The sequence below is a fragment of the Winogradskyella sp. genome, from assembly GCF_028282165.1.
Classification (GTDB): domain Bacteria; phylum Bacteroidota; class Bacteroidia; order Flavobacteriales; family Flavobacteriaceae; genus Winogradskyella.
On sequence record NZ_JANQIM010000003.1, the window covers coordinates 138,727 to 160,158 of the forward strand.

Annotated in this window: 13 protein-coding genes; 9 read left to right on the forward strand and 4 right to left on the reverse strand. The window is 37.7% G+C overall.

What is annotated here, in order from left to right; all coding sequences use genetic code 11:
• The first annotated feature begins 20 nt into the window (after positions 1 to 20).
• The 6 genes from ilvA (at position 21) to proC (ending at position 8,487) form a co-directional block, all read left to right on the forward strand.
• Complete coding sequence (gene ilvA, locus Q0972_RS01085; RefSeq protein ID WP_299361490.1) at positions 21 to 1,289, forward strand: threonine ammonia-lyase; 1,269 nt, start codon at positions 21 to 23, stop codon at positions 1,287 to 1,289.
• A gap of 20 nt (positions 1,290 to 1,309) precedes the next feature.
• Positions 1,310 to 3,757: a bifunctional aspartate kinase/homoserine dehydrogenase I gene (thrA, locus tag Q0972_RS01090; protein ID WP_299361492.1), complete on the forward strand. Its 2,448-nt coding sequence runs from the start codon at positions 1,310 to 1,312 to the stop codon at positions 3,755 to 3,757.
• A 3-nt stretch (positions 3,758 to 3,760) separates the two neighbouring features.
• Positions 3,761 to 4,681 carry a homoserine kinase gene (locus Q0972_RS01095; RefSeq protein ID WP_299361495.1) on the forward strand — a complete coding sequence of 307 codons (921 nt, stop codon included), beginning with the start codon at positions 3,761 to 3,763 and terminating at the stop codon, positions 4,679 to 4,681.
• Positions 4,678 to 5,976 carry a threonine synthase gene (thrC, locus tag Q0972_RS01100; RefSeq protein ID WP_299361497.1) on the forward strand — a complete coding sequence of 433 codons (1,299 nt, stop codon included), beginning with the start codon at positions 4,678 to 4,680 and terminating at the stop codon, positions 5,974 to 5,976. Before Q0972_RS01095 ends, thrC begins: the two co-directional genes overlap by 4 nt.
• 12 nt (positions 5,977 to 5,988) lie before the next feature.
• Complete coding sequence (locus Q0972_RS01105) at positions 5,989 to 7,575, forward strand: NADP-dependent glyceraldehyde-3-phosphate dehydrogenase (RefSeq protein ID WP_299361500.1); 1,587 nt, start codon at positions 5,989 to 5,991, stop codon at positions 7,573 to 7,575.
• Positions 7,576 to 7,689: 114 nt separating this feature from the next.
• Positions 7,690 to 8,487 (forward strand): pyrroline-5-carboxylate reductase, encoded by a 798-nt coding sequence (gene proC / locus Q0972_RS01110; RefSeq protein ID WP_299361503.1) that lies wholly within the window; start codon positions 7,690 to 7,692, stop codon positions 8,485 to 8,487.
• Positions 8,488 to 8,674: 187 nt separating this feature from the next.
• Here proC and Q0972_RS01115 read toward each other — a convergent pair whose 3' ends face one another.
• Together Q0972_RS01115 and gltB are read right to left on the reverse strand one after the other, a co-directional pair.
• Positions 8,675 to 10,141, reverse strand: a complete 1,467-nt coding sequence (locus Q0972_RS01115; RefSeq protein ID WP_299361505.1) for a glutamate synthase subunit beta — start codon at positions 10,139 to 10,141, stop codon at positions 8,675 to 8,677.
• A gap of 3 nt (positions 10,142 to 10,144) precedes the next feature.
• Positions 10,145 to 14,644 carry a glutamate synthase large subunit gene (gene gltB, locus Q0972_RS01120; protein WP_299361507.1) on the reverse strand — a complete coding sequence of 1,500 codons (4,500 nt, stop codon included), beginning with the start codon at positions 14,642 to 14,644 and terminating at the stop codon, positions 10,145 to 10,147.
• A gap of 445 nt (positions 14,645 to 15,089) precedes the next feature.
• Here gltB and Q0972_RS01125 point away from each other — a divergent pair, with 445 nt between their 5' ends.
• The 3 genes from Q0972_RS01125 to Q0972_RS01135 all read left to right on the forward strand — a co-directional run bounded on the left by Q0972_RS01125 (position 15,090) and on the right by Q0972_RS01135 (position 17,494).
• Positions 15,090 to 15,833, forward strand: a complete 744-nt coding sequence (locus tag Q0972_RS01125; protein ID WP_299361510.1) for a DUF6733 family protein — start codon at positions 15,090 to 15,092, stop codon at positions 15,831 to 15,833.
• 72 nt (positions 15,834 to 15,905) lie between these two features.
• Positions 15,906 to 16,244: a P-II family nitrogen regulator gene (locus Q0972_RS01130; protein WP_299361512.1), complete on the forward strand. Its 339-nt coding sequence runs from the start codon at positions 15,906 to 15,908 to the stop codon at positions 16,242 to 16,244.
• Positions 16,245 to 16,249: 5 nt separating this feature from the next.
• Entirely contained in the window at positions 16,250 to 17,494 is a 1,245-nt protein-coding gene (locus Q0972_RS01135) for an ammonium transporter (RefSeq protein ID WP_299361514.1), read from the forward strand.
• 221 nt (positions 17,495 to 17,715) lie between these two features.
• Here the strand turns inward: Q0972_RS01135 and Q0972_RS01140 are convergent, their stop codons facing one another.
• Positions 17,716 to 20,301, reverse strand: a complete 2,586-nt coding sequence (locus Q0972_RS01140) for a phosphoenolpyruvate carboxylase (protein ID WP_299361516.1) — start codon at positions 20,299 to 20,301, stop codon at positions 17,716 to 17,718.
• A 4-nt stretch (positions 20,302 to 20,305) separates the two neighbouring features.
• Positions 20,306 to 21,424, reverse strand: a complete 1,119-nt coding sequence (leuB, locus tag Q0972_RS01145) for a 3-isopropylmalate dehydrogenase (RefSeq protein WP_299361518.1) — start codon at positions 21,422 to 21,424, stop codon at positions 20,306 to 20,308.
• Positions 21,425 to 21,432: the final 8 nt, after the last annotated feature.

The window sequence follows — 21,432 nt, forward strand, 5'->3', positions numbered from 1 at the left end:
TCAAAAATGAATTCAACCTCATGGGTCATACAACTACCACATATAAACCTACACTTGAAGCTGTTAAAGTTGCGGCAAAAAAATTAAAAGGTATCGCTTCGGTGACACCTTTGGTTAAAAATGCCCGTTATTCTAAACATTTTAGTGCAAACATTTATTTCAAAAGAGAAGATTTGCAAGTGGTACGATCTTATAAAATAAGAGGTGCTTACAATAAGATATCGTCCTTGAACCCATCACAGGTTGAAAACGAAATTGTATGCGCTAGTGCTGGTAATCATGCGCAAGGGGTTGCTATGTCGTGCAGACTTTTAAAAATAAAAGGTACAGTTTTTATGCCTTCCCCAACACCAAATCAAAAAATAGAGCAGGTTAAAATGTTCGGTGAAGACTACATAGATGTGGTTTTGGTCGGTGACACTTTCGATGACGCTTACCATGCAGCTATGGAAGAATGTGAAAGCCTTAACAAGACGTTTATCCATCCCTTTAATGATGAAAAAGTTATTGAGGGCCAAGCAACTGTTGGGTTAGAAATTCTTAATCAAGCAAAGGAAGAACAAATCGATTACGTTTTTGTTCCGGTTGGGGGTGGTGGATTATCTGCAGGATTATCTAGTGTTTTCCAAATGCTTTCACCTGAAACAAAAATTATTGGTGTGGAACCTCAAGGTGCGCCTTCTATGTCGACATCCATTCAAAATAACAGAAATATAACGCTTAAGTCTATTGAGAACTTTGTTGATGGTGCTGCTGTAAAACGTGTCGGCAATTTAAATTTTGCGATTTGCAAAGATATTTTAGCCGATGTCGTAGTGGTTGATGAAGGTAAAATATGTCAAACCATTTTAGATTTATATAACAAAGATGCGATAGTAATAGAACCTGCTGGAGCCTTAAGTCTTTCGGCCCTAGAACAATACCACGAACAAATACAAGGCAAAAATGTTGTTTGCGTCATTAGCGGAAGCAACAATGATATTACCAGAACTGCCGAAATTAAGGAGCGAGCCCTACTCTATGCAAAGCTTAAGCATTATTTCATTATAAAATTTCCCCAGCGTGCAGGTGCGTTGCGCGAATTTGTAACCACCATTTTAGGTCCTGAAGACGATATTACACATTTTGAATATACCAAAAAAGTAAATCGTGAAAATGATGTTGCTGTGGTTGGATTACAACTAAAATCACCTGATGATTTACAACCCCTGATCACAAAAATGAAGCTTAATAACTTTTTTGGAGATTACCTCAACGATAAGCCAGATTTGTTTCAATTTTTAATATAATTGTTAAAAAATTAAATTAAGTGAAAGTACTTAAGTTTGGTGGCACATCGGTTGCCAATGCAGAAAACATAACCAAGGTCATTAATATCGTTAAAAACGAAGCTCAAAAAGAAAGGATTGCTGTTGTGGTCTCTGCTTTTGGCGGCATAACCGACCAATTACTGAAAGCAGGTGAGCAAGCTACTCAGAAGGAACTGGATTATGTCGACACCTTTGAATCGATAAAAGCAAGACATATCAAAACTGTGGAGCTTTTACTCCCTAAAAAGAAAAGTGAGATCGTTATCCTAAAGGTAAAAGATCAATTAAAAGCATTATTCGATCTTCTTCAGGGCATCTATTTAATCAATGAGTTCTCAGACAAGACGAAGGATAAAATCTTAAGCTACGGCGAACTATTGTCTTCATATATTATTTCTGAAGCTTTAAAAGAGCACGAAGCGTCTTCGGCTTTAAAAGACAGCAGAACTTTGATCATCACCGATTCCAATCATACACAAGCCAATGTAAAGGTTGAAATCACTAATAAAAACATTAAAGATTATTTCGATGCATCGGCAGAAAAAATAACACTACTTCCCGGTTTTGTGTCTAAAAGTGATACTAATGACACAACCACTTTGGGAAGAGGAGGGTCTGATTATACAGCGGCTTTAATCGCTGCGGCAGTGGATGCAACCGTTCTGGAGATTTGGACAGATGTTAGCGGCATGTTTACCGCTAATCCAAAATTGGTACGACAAGCATTTCCAATTGAAGAAATATCCTATCAGGAAGCTATGGAGCTCTCACATTTTGGTGCTAAAGTATTATATCCACCTACGGTACAACCTACGCTTTACAAAAGAATCCCGATACTTATAAAAAACACCTTTGAGCCCGAGGCCAAAGGCACTCTTATTTCAAAACAGCCTAAGCGCAACAATGGTCCTGTAAAAGGGATTAGTCATGTTGAAAGTATTGCTTTGCTTACGCTAGAAGGCAATGGTATGATCGGTATTCCCGGATTCTCAAAACGTTTATTTTCTGTACTATCTATTAATCAAATCAATGTAGTTCTCATTACGCAGGCATCATCAGAACACTCCATTTGCGTAGGTGTTTTTAGTGACGATGCCAAAAAAGCAAAACAGGTAGTAGATGAAGAGTTTGCTTATGAGATTTCACTAAAAAAAATCAAACCTTTATTGGTAGAAGTAGATTTAGCCATAGTAGCCGTGGTTGGTGATAATATGAAAAACCATCAAGGTATTAGCGGCCGAATGTTTAGAGCTTTAGGGCAGAATAATGTCAATGTTAGAGCCATAGCACAAGGTGCTTCAGAGCGAAATATTTCAGCTGTTATCGCCCATAAAGACATTAAAAAAGCATTGGTTTCGCTTCACAGTGTGTTTTTTGAAAAACAAATAAAGAGTTTAAATCTGTTTATTGTTGGATTGGGAAATGTCGGTGGCATCTTGCTAGAGCAAATCAAAAAACAGCAAGTCTACTTAAGGGAGCATCTTTTATTAAACATCAGGGTTGTGGGTATTAGCAATTCTAGAAAAATGGTGTTTAATACAGAAGGCATTGATCTTAAGGATTGGAAATCGGAAATTGAAGCTGGTATCGATAGAACACACGAATCTTTTTTTGAAACGGTTAAAAACCTCAACCTAAGTAATAGTATTTTTATTGATATCACGGCAAATACAGAAGTTGCCAATACCTATGCCGATTATTTTAAAGAGAGTATCTCAGTTATAGCCTGTAATAAAATCGCATGCTCCTCTTCATACAGCTCATATAAAGCATTGAAAGAGTTAGCTAAAAAGTATAGTGCTTCTTTCCTATTCGAAACCAACGTAGGCGCTGGATTACCAGTGATTAATACCTTAAATAATTTAATCAATTCGGGGGATGAAGTCATATCCATACAAGCTGTGTTGTCGGGTAGTTTAAATTTTGTTTTTAATAATTTTAATGACAAAACGAGCTTTCATGATATTGTTAAACAAGCACAGGAAGAAGGTTACACCGAACCTGATCCTAGAATTGATCTCAGCGGCGTAGATGTAGCCCGAAAAATTTTAATTCTTGCGAGAGAAGCTGGGTTTAAAATCGATTTGGAGGATATAGATAACAAATCATTTTTACCCGAAGAAAGCCTTAAAGCAAATTCTGTTTCGGATTTCTACGAGACCTTAAAAACAGATGCTTCACATTTTGAAAAATTGTATACTTCTGCAAAGCAAAACAATTGCCAACTGAAGTATGTCGCCGAATTTAACAATGGAACAGCCAAAGTAGGTTTAAGAGAAGTAGACAAAGATCACCCATTTTATAATTTAAAAGGTAAAGATAATATCGTACTGTTCTATACCAATCGTTATCCTGAACAGCCATTGATCGTTAAAGGCGCTGGCGCAGGTGCCGAAGTTACGGCATCGGGATTGTTTGCAGATATTATTACCTTAGGGAAAAACTAATATATGAACCAAATTAAAGTCTTTGCACCAGCAACAGTAGCCAATGTATCTTGTGGTTATGATGCAATGGGTTTTGCGCTAAGCGAATTGGGAGACGATATGGTTTTTACAAAAACCGATACCAAAACCGTTAGTATAATTGAAATACACGGTGCCAACCTCCCTTTTGAAGCGGATAAAAATGTGGTAGGTGTTGTGGCAAAACTAATGCTCAAAGACAGTAATGCAGATTTTGGTCTTGATATAAAAATCTACAAGAATTTTATGCCAGGCAGTGGATTAGGCAGTAGTGCCGCGAGTGCAGCAGGTACTGCGTATGCCGTTAATCAACTTTTAAGTTCAAAATACAATAATCTTCAGTTGACTAAATTCGCTATGCAAGGTGAAGTCGCAGCTTGCGGCTCGGCTATTGCAGATAATGTTGCCGCTTGTATTTATGGAGGTTTTATTTTGGTTAGAAGTTACGACCCTTTAGATATTGTCTCTATTCCTACACCATCAGAATTGGTAGCCACTATTATTCATCCTCAAATTGAAATAAAAACCGAAGACGCTCGAAAAGTGGTCCCAGAAACCATTTCTCTAAAAACGGCAATAGCACAATGGGCAAATGTGGGTGGACTCATTAGCGGATTGTATGCCAGTGATTTTGATTTAATAGGCAATTCCCTAATCGATTATGTTGCCGAGCCTAAACGCAAACTGCTCATTCCTCATTTTAATGAAGTTAAAAAAGCAGCCTTAAATGCTGGTGCCTTAGGTATAGGTATTTCAGGCTCCGGGCCTTCAATATTTGCTTTAAACAAGGGCATGTTTGCGGCCAAGCAAGTTGCTGAGGCAATGGATGGTGTTTACGACGCATCAGGAATTGCCTATAATATATATGTATCGCGTATAAGTAAAAAAGGAGTACATGTGATATGAAATACTTTAGTTTAAGTCATAATGCGCCAGAAGTATCATTTCAGGAAGCAGTTGTAAGAGGCTTAGCACCTGACAAAGGTTTATACTTTCCGAAGGAAATTCATAAACTTCCGGATGCTTTTTATGAGGCTATTGAAACCTTAGATTATGTGACTATTGCTTTCGAAGCCATTAAACAATTTGTTGGCGAAGACATTCCAGAATCCGATTTAAAAGCCATTCTTAAGAATGTGTTGAGTTTCGATTTTCCAATTGTTGAATTAGAAAACAATATTGCTGCCCTTGAACTTTATCATGGACCAACTATGGCCTTTAAAGATGTTGGCGCACGATTTATGGCCAGGTGCTTAGGGTATTTCAACAAGAAAAAAAATAATACAGACGATGTTACCGTATTGGTAGCGACCTCTGGTGACACAGGAGGAGCTGTTGCAAACGGATTTTTAGGCGTTAAAGGTGTAGAAGTGGTTATTTTATATCCAAGCGGAAAAGTAAGTGATATACAAGAAAAGCAATTAACAACGCTTGGTCAAAATATCACCGCTTTTGAAGTCCAAGGCGCTTTTGATGATTGCCAAGCTATGGTAAAACAAGCCTTTTTAGATGAAGATTTTAAAGGAAAACGTACGTTGACCTCGGCAAATTCAATCAATATCGCAAGGTGGTTACCACAAATGTTCTATTACTTTATTGCTTACAAGGCTTTAAAACATAAAGGCAAAAAACTAGTGTTCTCTGTACCAAGTGGCAACTACGGAAATATTTGTGCTGGGATGATGGCCCAAAAACTAGGCTTACCTATAGACCACTTTATAACAGGCACCAATGCCAATAATGTAGTCCCAGAATATTTAAAAACTGGAAAATACACAACCAAATCATCTGTACCAACGATTTCTAATGCTATGGATGTAGGTGCGCCTAGTAATTTTATACGTATCGAAGAATTGCACAATCATGATTTTGATATTTTGAAGAAGAATTTATCGGGTAGCAGTTACTCAGATTCAGAAACTATAGACGCTATCAATTATTTAAATGATACTTATAATTATGTAGCTGATCCGCATGGCGCTATTGGCTATATGGCATTGAAAGACTATTTAACTGCAAATAATCATGCCCAAGGGGTATTCTTAGAAACAGCGCATCCCATCAAATTTTTACCAGTGATGCCAAAAGCCATTGCAGATAAAATGCCTATACCAACTCAAATTGAGTCTATATTGCATCTTGAAAAGAAACGTATTTTAATTTCGAATTATGAGCAGCTAAAACAACAATTGCTCAAATAAAAACAACTTATTATGAAACATAATGAGATCCCTCAAGAATTTCAAATTAAAACATTAACACATCAATCCACCTATTTACTCGATGGTGAATTAATAGAGTGGAACGGTGCAACATCAGAAGTATATTCTACCATTTCTTCTACTGAAGATTACAAACCCACACTACTGGGTACCATACCGACCTTAACAGAAAAAGAAGCTTTACTCGCTTTGGATGCGGCTTATAAAGCTTACGACAAAGGACAAGGCTTATGGCCAACCATGAAAGTCTCAGATCGAGTAGCTTGTATGGAAAAGTTTGTTGAGCAGATGAAAACCAAACGTGATGAAGTTGTAAAACTTTTGATGTGGGAAATTGGTAAAAACCTCCCTGACTCCCAAAAAGAATTCGACAGAACTGTTGAGTACATCTACGATACTATTGAAGATTACAAACAATTAGATCGCAATAGTGCAAAATTTCATAAACAAAGTGGTGTGCATGCCCATATTAGAAGAGGACCACTTGGTGTCGTATTGTGTTTAGGACCTTATAATTACCCTTTAAATGAAACGTTTGCTTTGTTGATTCCTGCCTTGATGATGGGAAATACAACGATATTTAAGCCTGCAAAGTTTGGAGTTTTATTGCTTTCGCCATTATTGGAAGCCTTTCAAAATAGCTTTCCAAAAGGCGTCGTAAATATTCTTTATGGAAGAGGACGAACCGTAGCCACCCCCATTATGCAAGATGGACGTGTTGATGTATTAGCGTTAATAGGCAATAGTAAATCGGCCAATGCCTTACAGGACCACCATCCAAAAAGCAACCGATTAAGAATGGTTTTAGGGCTAGAAGCCAAAAATCCAGCCATTGTTTTAAAGGATGCCGATTTAGACTTGGCTATAAGTGAATGTATAGCCGGAACGACATCATTCAATGGGCAACGCTGTACAGCGCTAAAAGTATTGTACGTCCATGAAGATATTGTGGATGAATTCAACATACGTTTTTCAGAGGCCATCGATGCCCTTAAATTCGGGAATCCTTGGGATGAGGGTGCCAAATTAACACCATTACCAGAACCAGACAAGCCAGCATATATTCAAGAATTAATTGATGATGCCACAGACAAAGGCGCAAAAATCATCAATTCTAAAGGAGGAGAAACAACAGAAAACTATATTTTCCCTGCGGTACTATTCCCAGTTACTAAGGATATGCGCGTGTACGAGGAAGAGCAATTTGGCCCTGTAATTCCGATAATTCCTTTCTCCGATATCGAGGAACCTTTAGATGACATGGCAGAATCTAACTATGGACAGCAGGTGAGTTTGTTTGGAAAAGACACTAAGACCTTAGCGCCTTTAATCGATACGCTCGTTAATTTGGTTTGTCGCGTGAATCTTAATAGCTCTTGCCAGAGAGGACCAGATGTATATCCATTTACAGGACGAAAAGATTCAGCAGTAGCTACTCTAAGCGTACATGACGCGTTACGTTCGTTTTCCATAAGAACATTTGTTGCTTCTAAGGATAATGCGTACAATAATGCCATTCTGGAGGATTTACTTGCTTCTAAGGCGTCTAACTTTGTGAGCACAGATTATATTTTATAGCGTTTTAACCATAATTTCAACTTATATGAAACACCCACTATCAGCTTTTAAACTCTCAACAAAAAAGACAATAGGTGTTCTATCTAACCTTTGGAAAACAATTAATATTAACAGATGAAAATAGCAATTATTGGAGTTGGAAATTTAGGCTTATCTATTGCGAAAGGTTTACTGTCTAGTAATAGTATAACTTCTTTATATCTAACAAAAAGGGACACCTCAAAATTAAAAGATTTAGAATCTAACACATCCGTTGTAATTACAAGCAATAATGCATTAGCCATACAGCATTCAGATATTATCATTTTCGCTGTACAACCTAATCATTTTACAGATATACTAGAGCATCATAAAAACCATTTTACGCAAAACCATACACTAATTTCGACCATAACAGGTTTTTCAATTGAAAAAATAGAAAACATCATAGGCCATCAACACGCTATTATTCGCGCTATGCCCAATACGGCCATTGCCGTTGGCAAGTCAATGACCTGTATTTGTAATAATGAAAAATCGGAATTGAAAATCAATGATGCTATAAAAATCTTCAACCAGCTAGGTACAACCCTAGTTATTCCAGAAAAACAAATGCAAGCCGCCACTGTAGTTTGTGCCAGTGGTATAGCCTTTTGGATGCGCATGATTAGAGCGAGTACGCAAGCCGCTATTCAATTAGGATTTGATGCTAAAGAAGCACAAAAACTAGCTATGCATACTGCTGAAGGCGCTGCTAATTTATTAATAAGCACCAACAATCACCCAGAACAAGAAATCGATAAAGTCACTACCCCTAAAGGATGCACAATCGAAGGACTAAATGAAATGGAGCATCAAGGTTTAAGTTCTTCTTTAATCCGCGGCATGGTAGCTTCCTACAATAAGATTGAAGGCATTAAGAAGTTATCTTAAGCGAATCGATAGCTTTTCAAATCTAAAACCATGTACACCTACATACTGGGAGTATGAAAAATTTAGTTTTGGAATAATATAATGGCTGGGCTTAAAAAAAAGCACCCTTTCAGGTGCTTTTCGCAATCTACTAGATTTAATAGCCCTGACCCTTAGATAGACTCTAGTAGTTGTTCAGCAGGTTTGTTTATGCTCGTGGCAGATCACTATCGTCTTTTAATGGCAAATGAGATTCGCCCATTAAGTAAGCATCCACATAATGTGCAGCTTGGCGACCTTCGGAAATAGCCCAAACTATGAGCGATTGCCCGCGGCGCATATCACCAGCCACAAAAATGCCAGGTACATTAGTCGCATAGTCTTTTGTTGAGGCTTGGATGTTAGTTCTAAAATCCATTTCCAAACCAAATTGCTCAGCCAAAGTTATTTCAGAGCCTGTAAAACCCAAAGCCAATAAGGCCAAGTCGCACTCCCACTCTTTTTCAGTACCTTTAATTTCCTTAAGTTGAGGACGCTCCCCTTTCTTAAATAACCATTCCACTTCGACCGTTTTTAGACCTTTGAGATTGCCTTTTCCATCACCTAAAAATTCCTTAGTCGAAATACTAAAAAAACGCTCTACACCTTCTTGATGTGAAGAACTCGTTCTCAACTTCATAGGCCAATACGGCCATGGTTGATGCGCTGGTCGCCCTACATTAGGCTTATCTAAAATTTCAAAATTAGTCAACGATTTAGCGCCATGACGATTAGAAGTCCCTATGCAATCACTACCTGTATCACCTCCACCAATCACAATAACATGCTTATCCTTTGCTGAAATGATAGCTTCAAAATCCACTAAACCATCCACATATTGATTGTTTAACTTCAAGAAATCCATGGCCTGCACTACACCTTTTAGCTCTGCTCCAGGAATAGGAATATGCCGTCTTACAGTGGCTCCGCCACAAAGCACAATGGCATCGTATTCTTCTTTAAGCTCATGAGCATCGACATTAACACCAACATGGGCATTGGTTTTAAAAGTGATACCTTCTGCTTCTAATACTTTAAGTCGTCTATCAATGACATACTTTTCCATTTTAAAATCCGGAATGCCGTAACGTAATAAGCCACCTATTTTTTCATCACGCTCGAAAACTGTTACGGTATGACCCGCCCTATTGAGTTGCTGTGCCGTTGCCAATCCTGCTGGCCCAGAACCAACAACAGCTACTTTTTTAGCGGTTCTTACTTTTGGTGGTTGGGCTGTAATCCAACCTTCTTTAAAAGCGGTTTCTACAATATTTTTCTCAATGTTTTCAATAGTTACTGGATCTTCATTAATACCTAAGACACAGGCTTCCTCACATGGTGCAGGACATAAACGCCCAGTAAACTCAGGGAAGTTATTAGTTTTATGAAGAATTTCTGCTGCTTCCTTCCATTTGCCTTTGTAGACTTTATCATTAAAGTCAGGAATGAAATTCCCAAGTGGACAGCCACTATGACAAAAGGGAATACCGCAATCCATGCAACGTGCGCCTTGTTCTTTCAGTTTTCTTTCCTCTAATGGAATTGTAAACTCTTTATAGTTTTTAATGCGCTTTTTTGGTGCTATATAGCTTTCGTTCTGCCGCTCAAATTCTAAAAACCCTGTTATCTTTCCCATGACTTAAGCTGTTTCTAATTGTTCTTGTTCTAGTCGCAATAAGGCCTGTCTGTACTCTTCTGGAAGCACTTTTTTAATCTTCGAAAGATAATTATCCCAATCAGTTAAAATGCGCTTCGCCAATGGACTCGTGGTCGCTATATAATGACTTTCTATCAACTCCTTTAACTGTTTCTCATCTTCTTTAGAGGCAATTAGATCAATATTTAAATCGGCCAAGTTACACAAGGACTTAAAGGTATCTTCAACATCTAGAACATAAGCGATACCACCGCTCATACCTGCTCCAAAGTTTCGACCAACACGTCCTAAAATCACCGCAATACCACCTGTCATATACTCGCAGCCATGGTCGCCAATACCTTCTACGACCGCTTTCGCCCCTGAGTTTCTAACGCAGAAGCGTTCGCCCGCTTTTCCATTGATGTAAACTTCACCGCTAGTAGCACCATAAAGGGTTACGTTACCCGTAATGATATTGTCTTCGGGCACGATGGTACTTGTGGCAGGTACTTTAATAATTAGCTTTCCACCTGAGAGTCCCTTACCCAAATAATCGTTGGTATTGCCATGTACTGTCATACTGACACCTTTAGTGGTAAACGCGCCAAAGCTTTGCCCTGCCGAACCGTTAAAATCAATGTTTATCGTATCTTCTGGCAGTCCTTTTGCTCCATAAATTTTAGAAATTTCGTTGCTCACAATCGCACCCACAGCTCTATCGATATTGGTAATGGGCAAATCTAAATGCGTGCGTTGTCTTCTGAAGAGTGCCTGATGTGCTTTGCTAATAATTTGAAAATCTAAATGAGTTTCCAAATTATGCTCTTGTTGCACTGTATTATACAATTTCACATCGTCGGCTACCTCAACTTTATGAAGAATTGGCGCTAAATCTATACCCGAAGCTTTGTAATGTTCTATGGCTTTATTACGATTGAGTTTATGTACTTGACCCACCATTTCATTTACAGTTCTAAAGCCGAGTTTAGCCATAATTTCGCGTAACTCTTGCGCTACAAAGTACATATAGTTTACTACGTGCTCTGGTTTTCCTTTGAATTTTTTACGCAATTCCGGGTTTTGGGTAGCAATACCTACTGGACAAGTATTTAAATGACAAGCACGCATCATGATACAACCTGAAGCGACCAAAGGTGCTGTGGCAAATCCAAACTCCTCAGCGCCTAACAAACATGCTATCGCCACATCACGCCCTGTTTTTAACTGACCATCACACTCTAAAACTACACGGTTTCGCAAATCGTTCATAACTAAGGTTTGTTGGGCTTCGGCAACACCCAACTCCCAAGGTAAACCGGCATGACGCAACGAGGTTAATGGAGATGCACCTGTTCCGCCATCAAAACCTGAAATGAGTATCACATCAGCCTTAGCTTTTGCAACTCCTGCTGCAACGGTGCCGACACCAACTTCGGAGACTAATTTCACATTAATTCGTGCTTCTCTATTAGCTGATTTAGCATCATAAATAAGCTGCGATAAATCTTCAATAGAATAAATATCGTGATGTGGTGGTGGCGAAATTAAACCTACATAAGGAGTTGAATTTCGTGTTTTGGCAATTTCGCGATTCACTTTTGGTCCCGGTAATTGACCTCCTTCACCTGGTTTTGCGCCTTGTGCTATTTTGATTTGAATTTCATTGGCATTGGTTAAATAATTGGATGTGACACCAAAGCGCCCCGAAGCAATTTGCTTAATGGCTGAATTTCGCCAATCACCTTGCGAACTTTTATAAAAACGTTCTTGATCTTCACCACCTTCACCCGAATTGGATTTGCCTCCAATTCTATTCATGGCAATCGCTAAATTTTCATGAGCTTCCTTACTAATAGAACCGTAAGACATGGCTCCTGTTTTAAATCGCTTTACAATTTCGGTCCAAGACTCTACTTCTTCAAGAGGTATTGGATCGAATTGATCGAATTCAAATAAGCCTCTAATGGTCATTAAATTCTTGGATTGATCATTCACCAATTTAGAATATTCCTTATAGGTTGAGACTTTGTTAGTACGCACCGCTTCTTGAAGTTTAGCTATTGTTAATGGATTAAACATATGTTTTTCTTGTCCGCGTCGCCATCTGTAATCGCCTCCAATTTCAATATCTACATTGGTATCATTAACCTGAAATGCTTTTCTATGGCGTTTTACGATTTCTTGCTCAATTTCTCTTAAACCAATACCTTGAATACGGGTTGGTGTATTTGGGAAGTACTTTTCGACCGTAACGGTATTGATCCCAATACACTCAAACAATTGTGACGCTCTGTATGAGTTTAAGGTTGAAATCCCGATCTTGTTCATCACCTTCAAAATACCTTTCCCTATAGCCTTGTTGTAGTTTTTAATTGCCGTTAGATATTCTAAGTCAGTCACATCATTCGTATGAATCTGCTCTTGAACAATTTCATTAACGATATATGGGTTAACAGCACTTGCCCCAAAACCAAAAAGTAGTGCAAAATGATGAACTTCTCGAGGTTCTGCAGACTCTATAATAATACTTACTTGGGAGCGTTTACCCAATTTGTGCAACGAATGATTCACATACGAACAGGCTAATAACGCAGGAATTGGCGCGTGTTTTTCATCCACATAGCGATCTGAAAGTATAATAATATTGGTGCCTTGATCTACTGCTTTTGAAGCCTTAGTCACCAAATTATCTAGTGCCACTTCTAATTCATTCAATCCCCTGTTGACTTCATATAACATCGATATTGAAGTCACCTTAAAATCTGGATTAGTATCATAATTTCTAATTTTATCCAAATCGTGCTTTGAGATGACAGGATTTTGAATTTTCAACTTTTTACAATGATCCGCATTGATATCAAAGAGATTGACATCACTTCCTAAGGTTAAACTAATATCGGTGATTAGTTCTTCGCGAATACCATCCAAAGGTGGATTGGTAACCTGGGCAAATAGTTGCTTAAAATAGTTATAGACCAACTGCGGTCGCTCTGACAGCACAGCTATTGGTGTATCGCTTCCCATAGACCCAATAGGTTCTTTTCCCAATTGGGCCATTGGTCTTATAATAATATTTAAATCTTCTTGTGTATATCCAAAAACAATCTCTCTTTTTTTCAGATCGATTTCGTCATATAAGATGGGCCCTTTCTTGGCTGAAATATTTTTAAGATGGATTAAATTGTCGTTGAGCCACTTTCTGTAGGGATACTTGGAGGCTATTTTTTCCTTTATTTCTTCATCATTAACAATTCGTCCTTCATTCATATCTACCAAAAACATCTTTCCCGGCTCCAAACGACCATGATACTCAACGTTTTCAGGCTTTATATCAACGACTCCAGTTTCTGAAGACATAATAACATTTCCGTTCTTGGTCACCGTATAACGCGATGGGCGCAATCCGTTTCTATCTAAAACCGCACCTATATAATTACCATCCGTAAACGGAATGGAAGCCGGACCGTCCCAAGGTTCCATCACACAAGAATTATATTCATAAAAGGCATGTTTGGCGTCAGACATGTTTGGATTTTTCTCCCAAGCTTCTGGTACCAACATCATCATGGCTTCTGGTAATGAACGTCCTGTCATTAGCAACAATTCAACCACCATATCTAAGGTCGCCGAATCGGATTTTCCTTTTAATACCGTTGGAAGAATCTTCTTGATATCATTGCCAAAGACTTCACTTTTTATGATTTCCTCACGGGAAAACATTCGTGATACATTACCTCTAAGTGTGTTAATCTCACCATTATGGCATATATACCTGAAAGGTTGTGCCAAATCCCATGTTGGGAACGTATTGGTAGAAAAACGCTGATGCACCAAAGCTAGTCGCGTATCTAAAGCGGAATTGAATAAATCAAGATAGTATTCATTAATATGTTCAGGCTTTAGCAACCCTTTAAATATGATGACCTTGGTTGAAAGACTCGGCAAGTAAAAAAAATGCGATTCTGATAATCTTGAATTATATATAGTATGCTCTGCTATTTTTCGTGCAGCAAATAGCTTTAGATTGAAATCTCTATCTGATTGTTTTGCATTAGACTTTCCAATAAATATCTGCTTCACAAAAGGTTCTGAGCTTTTGGCAATTTCTCCTAAGACATCGCTATTAACGGGCACATCCCGCCAACCGATGAGCTGTAAGCCTTGATTCTTGATTTCAGTTTCAAAAACATTAATACAATAGTCGCGCTGGTTCTTCTTTCTTGGTAAGAACACATTACTCACAGCATATTGGCCAGACTTTGGCAAATCGAATTCGCAAAATATCTTAAAAAAGTTGTGTGGAATATCGATTAAAATCCCTGCGCCATCTCCGGTAACACCATCGGCACTAACAGCACCTCGATGTTCTAATTTCACTAAAATTTCGAGTGCTTTGTGAATAATATCATTAGAACGTTGTCCAGTTAAACTACAAATAAATCCTGCACCGCAATTATCATGTTCAAACTCTGGTAAATAAAGACCTTGTTTCTTCAGCATAATTCCTAAAATTTTGAGGGTTTTTCAATCCTTATTATATGACTAATATATACCCAAGAATTCTATTAGAAAAAAAGGCAAATCACTTTTTTCAAATCGATAATTATGCTCGTTTATACTGAAAAATCATCAATAAAAAGACGATAAATTATAAAAAAACTCAATAAAAATATTTCTAATAAAAAATATAAAATATTACGAAAACGTTTTCGAAAATGTGTTTTTTCTGACAATAATTTAAAATAAAAGCCAAAATCTTGATAAATATTTAATTTTTGAATTATTGATTTTTTAAAAAAAGACTTAAAAATATATTAACCCTAAATTTTTTAGGGTATAAAATATAATATTAATAAAAATAACACTTATAACCCTATTTTTTTAGGGGCATTAAATAAAATAAAATAGTTTTGGCTACTAACTAACTTTTTAAACACAAAGAATTATGAAAAAAAGATTTACACTTTTTATGCTTTTAGTAGCAATGGGTTTATCTGCTCAAGAAGCAACCGAAGACGAAAAACTAAGCGTTGGACTTAGCATTAACCACGATGCTTTTTTTGGACTTAATCCTATGATGACATTTGGTTATGCTTTGAGCGAAACAGATGCGCTTACGGCCTATGGTATTCAATGGGGAGCAGGAACAGGTAGTGCCTGGGGCCAATGGACTGAATTTGGAATCGGTTACAATAAGACTGTAGGTGACTTTGACATTAACCCACAAATTGGTTTCACCTTCGGAAGCTTACTATCTAGCGGTGCTGCTCAGGAGGGGATTGTTGGAGACGGTATAGTTCCTAACTTAACCGTTAATTTTGATTCCGATAAATTTGAAGGTCAATTCTATTTCGGTTATTATGCTGCCTTGAGCGATAACACAGAGTTAAATACAGAAACACCTGAAGCGACCAATAATTATGTTCATTATTGGGCTAATGTTGGCTATAAGGTGGCCTCATTTTTCTCTTTTGGAGCTCATTTTGAAGAGCTTTACTTGTCTGGCGGGGAAGTGAATGGCGGTGGTGATTTAGACCGTGCAGATGGTTATGTTTGGTTAGGCCCTTATTTACAATTTCAAAAAGGAAATGCAGGACTTAGACTTTCATTTGGCAGCAATTTAGCCGATGAGGATGATCGTTTTGCACCAAATGGATTCTATAAACTAGCATTTTTTATTACCCTCTAATAGGATTGAAGTTTGTATATTTTTTAACTCAAAACAAAATGTACAAACTTCAACTTATTAAAATTATCATCTATGAAAAAAATCGAAGCAATAATTAGAAAATCAAAGTTCTCTGATGTTAAAAATGCGCTGCATGATGTTGGCGTAAACTTTTTCTCTTATTGGGACGTCACAGGTCTTGGTAATGAAAAAGAAGGCCATGTATATAGAGGTGTTACCTATAGTACCAGTGACATTCAAAGACGTTATTTATCCATTGTGGTAAACGATGATTTTGAAGATGTTACCATCAAAGCTATACTAGATTCAGCTGGTACAGGCAACGTAGGTGATGGAAAAATATTTGTCTCAGAGATTAAAGAAGTTTACCGAATAAGAACTAAAGAAAAAGGTGGACAAACATTAAGATAAACGCTATGGAATTACTCACAACAAATAATGTATGGATGATGATCTGTACAGCCCTCGTATTCTTTATGCATTTAGGTTTTGCCCTATTAGAAATTGGCCTAACACGTCAGAAGAACACGATTAACATTCTATTTAAAAATATATTTATCATTACGGTAGGCTTACTACTCTATTACTTGGTAGGGTTTAACCTAATGTATCCCGGAGAGTTTAATGGTTTTTTGGCCATTCCTGATTTGGGTATTGGGCTTGGTGATATGCAAAATTCATTTACTAACGCCGATGGAACCGCATATGCTGATGGTGGTTATACCTATTGGACAGATTTTTTGTTTCAAGGCATGTTTGCTGCAACCGCTGCTACCATTGTTTCAGGTGCCGTTGCAGAGCGTATAAAAATTGGTCCCTTCATGATATTTACAATTCTTTACGTCGGATTGATTTATCCTATTGCAGGTTCATGGAAGTGGGGCGGTGGTTTTTTACAAACCCTTGACACACCATTTTATGATTTTGCAGGGTCGACATTAGTACATTCAGTTGGCGGATGGGCTGCGGTGATCGCCGTATGCTTATTAGGTTCTAGAATTGGCAAGTTCAAAGATGGAAAAATACAGGCTATCCCCGGGCACAACATTCCTATAGCTACAGCAGGTGTGCTTATACTTTGGCTAGGTTGGTTTGGATTTAATGGCGGTTCTGTTTTATCTGCAGATCCAGAACTGACGTCTTTAGCTTTAGTCACTACATGTTTGGCAGCCGCTGCAGGAGGTGTTGTTTCGGCTTTAGTTTCGACTATAAGGTATAAAAACCTAGACTTAACGATGTTTCTTAATGGCATATTAGGAGGACTAGTTGGTATTACTGCTGGAGCGGATCAAATGAGCCCAACAGATGCCATAATTATTGGAGGCGTAGCTGGCGCCTTAATTGTATTTGCAGTCTCTTTAATTGATCGACTTAAATTAGATGACCCAGTTGGAGCCATTGCTGTACATCTCGTTTGTGGTATCTGGGGAACCTTAGCGGTAGGTATTTTTGGAAACCTAGCTAGTGGCGCACAATTTCTAAGTCAGCTTCTAGGTGTAGCCTCTTATGCTGCTATTTGTATCGTTTCTTCATTCATCATTATTTTCACACTGAAGAAAACAGTTGGAATTAGAGTTTCTGAACGCGAAGAACTGGAAGGACTAGATGGCTATGAGCATGGTATGGATGCTTATCCAGACTTTAGAATGAATGAACACTAACATTTAATAAGTTTGAATTAATTGTATAAATTTAATTGTTAGAAAAAACCTCTGAAATTTACTTCAGAGGTTTTTTTATTACTTACAATTGATCAACATAAATAATGAATAAGAAATTTTTGTCAGTTAGAGTGTCCTGACGGTAAACGTCAGGATGTATCGAAAACAAGAAAATTTCACTCGAAGTGACACGTTAGATACGGTTAAGCAATGCGTATTTACTAAGCAGAATTTCGACTTGCATTAATATTTCCGAATAACGATCTAGTGACCATTTTCTCAAAAACCCTGATCTTTTCCTCATCCCTAACTTCAGCTTTTTCTAATTCCTGAATCTTTTTTAAGGCATACTGCTGTATGGTTAATAGTGGCAACACAATAGACTCCCTAACAGCAATTGAAGCTTTTGAAACCAACTCATCTTCCATAAGCTCTTTGAAGCCCGTGAGTTTAAGAATAAGTCGCTTCGTCGTCTCATATTCTGTATAAATGGTGGTCCAGAATTCACCATAATCTGGGTCCTCTGACATATATCGTGTTAGATTGAAAAATGATTTAGACAAGGACATCATACTATTGGCAATTAAAGCCCTGAAGAATCGGGATGTCTGATACAAGTGCTGAACTTTTTCAAACTCATCTTTGTCTTCATAATATTTTAATGCTGTTCCGACTCCATAAAATCCAGGGACATTTTGTTTCAATTGACTCCATGATCCTACAAAAGGAATGGCTCTTAAATCCGCAAATACCAATCCGTCAGATTTACCTCGCTTAGATGGTCTACTGCCTATGTTGGTCTTAGCGTAATACTTCAGCGTACTCATATGCTCTAGATACGATAAAAACTTAGGATGCTTTTTAAAACTAACATAAGCTTCATAACTTAAATTCGCCAAGTTATCCATGACGTCTTTATCGTCTTCATGCATTTCTAACGTATTGTCATTAAGCCGGTTTGAAATACCTGAACTTATCAGTTGCTCCATATTGTATTGAGACGATTCTATGGTCCCAAAGTTTGAACTGATTGTCTGCCCTTGAATGGTCAACTGTATTTCTTTGTCTTCCACTGTTGGACCCAGCGACGCATAGAATTTATGTGTTTTACCTCCCCCACGTGCAGGCGGTCCACCTCTACCATCAAAAAATATGACATCAATATCGTACTTTCGAGATAACTCGGTTAAGGCTTCTTTCGCCCTGAAAATCCCCCAGTTCGCCATAAGATAACCTCCATCTTTAGTTCCATCGCTAAAACCAAGCATAATGGTCTGTCTGTCGCCTCGTTTTTCTAAATGCTTACGGTAATTTGGATTGGTGTAAAGTTCCTCCATAACACTTGGAGAAGCCTCTAGATCTGTTACTGTTTCGAATAACGGCACCACATCTACAGTTAAGTCATCACCAAAGGCAATCACTTTTAACATGGCAAATAACTGAAGAACATTTAAGGTGGTTTGGTTGTTACTAATGATATAGCGATTACAAGCGATTTCACCATTCTCATCTTGTATGGTTTTCATAGCCCTAATCGTCTTCACAATATTGATGGCCAATTCATCCTTAAATTCCACCTCCTCGATGACACCACTTACCTCGGACAAATGCTTCAATTGTTGCTTAGCAGGTAGATCGAAAAAATCTTTGGGGAACTTATCACTTCCATTTTCAATCAATTCACGTACTAATGCCCTAAACATAGCATCATGGACACGACTATCCTGTCTTATATCCAAACTTGCAAAATGATAGCCAAACAATGTAATTCTATTAATAAAAGTGGTCACCTTATCTACAAAAAGGGATTGATGCTGATCGATGAGTATATTTCTTATAGTTTCTAACTCTTTCTTTAGTTCCACCAAAGAAATTCTACTCGATTCTTCTTTATGTAACAAGGTGTTGACCAATCTGTGATTGATATCAATAATGCGCTCCCTAATGCCTCTAAACGTCAGCCTTCTTCTGAGATACTTTACATCTTTAATGTAGCACTTGATGACTGACTCTTTGAGTTTTCTGGCGACGTCGAGTGTGATTTGTGGTGTTACAAACGGATTGCCATCCCTATCGCCTCCTGGCCAGAATCCGACATTGATTAGAGAATTATCTATCTCTTGATCATCAAATATATTCTGTTGTATATAGTCGTAAATGCCCCCGAAAGAATGATAAAATACATTTTTTAAGTACCACATAAGATTTACAGCCTCATCATAAGGTGTTGGCTTTTTATCTTTAAAAAATGGTGTCTTTCCCAATTGCCCCAACAAGGTATTGATTTCATTTAAGTTACCTACCTTAATGGCTTCGGCTAGATCAGTAATAATCCCCAATACAGTTCCAGGATAAAATTGTGTCGGATGGGCCGTTAGGACGATTCTAACTTTAAATGCTTCTAGATACTCTTTCAACAACTCCTTTTTGTTTTCTGCCTGGGCACTTTCTTTTAAACTCCTTAGAGTACCTATTCCCTCCATATTATTAACTACAGGAAATGCAGCATCCTCAACAGCATCGAACAATACCACTTGTCGTTCTATATATTGAATGAAACGAAACAGCAAATTAATTTGACTTTGCTCTAATCGTCTTGCCTGATATTTTTCAAAAAAAGTATTAACTATTGTTGTCGGATCTTGCTGATTCTCAAAACCATCCTTACAGGTATCATAAAAAAGAGGCAACAAAGCAGCCGTTTTAGACAATGCATCAAACGGCAAGGTCATAAATATACTATTGTATATCCTATATTTTGATAAAACATTTTGGTTAAAACGTTTTAATTTTGGCTCTGCTGGCATGGATTTAAATAATTGTGGATTGTCCCAAATGGATATTAGTAAAATTAATGTTTTTATCCTTTGGGTTGTAAATAAAATCCTCGATAAATTCACCTACTCTCGATGTGGTGACATTATCGTATTTGGTGTTAACATCTGGTGTGGATATATCCAACTTTAAAGACTTCTCCACAGCTAGCCTCAACAATTCGGCTTCGCTGAACAATTCAAAATGCTCTAATAACATGGTTGCTGAAAGTATAGACGCGATTGGATTGGCAATACCTTTTCCTGTGGCTTGAGGATACGACCCATGAATCGGCTCGAACATGGCATATTTTTCACCTACTGAAGCCGATGCTAATAGCCCTATCGAACCTCCAATAACACTGGCTTCATCACTTATGATGTCACCAAACATATTTTCTGTTAGAATGACATCAAATTGCTTAGGGTTGAGTATCATTTGCATGGCCGCATTGTCAACAAACAAAAAGTCCAGTTCTACATCTGGATACTGACTTGACATTTCGGTAACCACGCGTCGCCATAACCTTGAACTTTCAAGTACATTAGCTTTATCAACCAAAGTCACCTTATGGTCTCTATTTTCAGCAGCCTTAAAAGCTAAATGGGCAATACGCTCTATTTCTTCTCGGGAATACGTACATAGATCTGATGCCACATTACCGTCATCACTTAACTGTTTTTCACCAAAATAAATACCGCCCGTCAGTTCTCTGTAGATACTGATGTCGGTACCTTCAATAATATGTTTTTTTAATGGCGATTTATCCAACAAGGTTTGATAAGCTTTTACTGGTCTAATATTTGCAAACAAGCCCAGTTCTTTTCTCAGTTTAAGTAAGCCTTGTTCTGGTCTTACTTTAGCCGAAGGATTATTATCGTATTTGGGGTGCCCGATAGCACCAAATAAAATGGCATCACTAGACTTGCAAATATCTAAAGTTGCTTCCGGTAAAGGATCATTATGATTGTCGATAGCGATCGCCCCCACATCGGCCTTAGTAAACGTAAAGTGATGATTGAATTCTGTTGCAATAGCTTTTAAAGCTTTTACGGCTTGGTTAGTAACTTCTGGGCCAATGCCATCACCTGGTAAAACTGCTATATTTAATTTCATTTCTCTTC